Source organism: Streptomyces sp. NPDC055078 (genome assembly GCF_053607985.1).
The window spans coordinates 1-2,123 of the sequence record NZ_JBSGUP010000977.1 but is presented as its reverse complement, the minus strand read 5'-3'; the positions used below and the strand labels follow the sequence as shown (position 1 = coordinate 2,123).

Sequence of the window (2,123 nt, the reverse complement as noted above, 5' to 3'; positions counted from 1 at the left end):
CTCCGTCAATGAGTGAGGACTCACTCCGCCCACTCCTCCGCACTCGGCCGCTTGCCGATGACAGCCCACCGGGACCACAGCTCCCGGTCCGGGACGCCGACCCGGGAGAGGTCCCGTACCCACCGAGGGCCGGGAGTCCGGTGATTCAGACGGCGCGGATGCTCTTCACGAGGTCCGTGATCCGCGCGTACTCCGGAGTGGTCTTGAACGCTTCCTCTTCCGGATCGATGACCTCAAAGCTGTGTCCGCCCGGATGACCGTCGAAGAGCGTGCAGGCTTCGTCCTGCACCCCGTGCCCGGTGACAGCGGGGCAGTCCGGCCGCATCTGTACCACCACATACCCGGCCTCGGCCCACGAGACCCACACCTCACCCCGCGCGGCGTCCTTCAGCACCCACGCCAGAGCCGAGTGCATCCCCTCCGGGTGCTCCTCCAGAGGGCAGCGCAACCACCGGCGCCTCCTGCTCTGTGCGTTGACCTCGGCGAGAGCGGGGCTCATGGCGTCGGGCCGCATCTGCTCTGCCCGCTCACCCGCTTGAGGTCAAGCAGAGAGCTTCTTTCGGTACTGGGCCCAGTACCGGGATGCCGTGATCATTCTTGCTGTCCACGCGTCGGGCTCAGCTCCTCCGACTTCTGCCCACAGATGGGCATTGGCAGCAGCGAAGGCATTGATCCCTTCGGAGGGCGCCTTGCGCCAGGCAGGAATCCGACCGGCCCACGACTCCGCCTGTTCTTGAGAGTGGCCGCCGACAGCCATGAGCCAAATTACCCAGTATCCGGCATCCAGCCAAGCTGCTCCGCGCGTGGCCCATGCCCAATCAACCAGGTATGCGACGCCACTCTGGACAATGACGTTTTCATGGTTCAAATCTGTGTGGAGCAGGCTGTTTCCTGCGAAGTATTCGAGGTGCGCAGGGTTGTCAACATATGCCTCAAGGCGCTGTTCTGCCCGTCGCAGTTCAATATCTGGGCAAGGAGCCTCTCCGAGGCGCCTGAGGAGGTCCGCGACCTTGGGAAGATCCGGTGATTCGGACTCGTAGTCGGCGTGACGGCCGTTCAACAACTCAAAACCGAGAATATCCCAGCCGCTTTCCTCGATCCTCCACAGAAGCTCAGGGGAAATCCCCTTGAGGTAGGGATTAACCTCGGCTTCCCTCCGCTGCGTCCATGCCCAGCGATGGTCTGAGCGAAGTCCCTTGACATGGCAGCCACCCGTATCGGTGTGGATACGGGCGGCCAGGTGACTGTTCAGGCCCTCGGCCACTGCTTCAGCTCGGTGGACCCGGCCCATATGCCCCTCGATGGCAGCGAGGACGCTGGACGGCAGCTCTTCGAAGGCAGTACGAGTCGCGGGCATAGAAGCCACTCTCTCACTGACACACCGCGGACCCTCACCGAAGCGGGGTCCGCGGATCGGGCAGGCAATGGGTCAGTCGTACGGGTTGTCATCCCCGCAGCCGGAGATGGCACCTTCGCCTAGGTCAGTGATCAGTGATCCATGGCAGGCAGGAGGGCGACGCCCTGTCTCATGTGGTCAGGATCTCCCAGCCGGAGCCGCCCCGATACAAGGTAGATGTGCCCGTACATAGGGGGTTCATCGTCGCTTGGTACCCCATGTCCAAGGACCATTCCGTGTCCAGGTCAAGCGTGGCCGGCTTGGGCACTGTCCGACTGGACCAGCCCGTGCAGGCAAGCCACGCCGCGCGTGCCTGCTGAGGACTGGACGAGTTGGTCAGCAAGTGCCTGCCGGCCATGGCAAGGAGGTCTCCGGGTTCGAACTCGTTCCCTTCCACAGGAATGACCCCGACGATTCGGTTTCCCCGAAGCCCAGGGTCGTGTAGCCGAGAATGCAATAGCGATCCGGCCAGTCATGCAGCATCGGAAAGACACTGACTCGGCCTTTCCCTGACAGTTCTTTCGCCAATGTATGCGCCCTTCCCAGATGACGACGGCCCCGGCCACTCAGATGTGGTGTCGTGCCGAACCCGCCAAGGCTGGCGGGCCCGTTGGCCGCCCCTGCCTGCCCGCTTGGTGGTCAGGAGGCAGGGGCGGAGTCTGGTTGGGGCCCCGGCCCCTCAGGGCCGGATTGGGGACCGGGGCCAAGAAGAGATACGGGACTAGAG

At 63.9% G+C, this 2,123-nt stretch carries 2 protein-coding genes; both read right to left on the bottom strand.

The features are described from left to right. Window positions 1-145: 145 nt before the first annotated feature. A complete protein-coding gene (locus tag ACWF94_RS39315; protein WP_453499906.1) occupies window positions 146-415 on the bottom strand; it encodes a hypothetical protein in 270 nt (89 codons plus the stop codon). 126 nt (window positions 416-541) lie between these two features. Next, window positions 542-1,357 (bottom strand): phosphotransferase family protein, encoded by an 816-nt coding sequence (locus ACWF94_RS39310; RefSeq protein WP_453499904.1) that lies wholly within the window; start codon window positions 1,355-1,357, stop codon window positions 542-544. Between the last annotated feature and the right edge of the window lie 766 nt (window positions 1,358-2,123).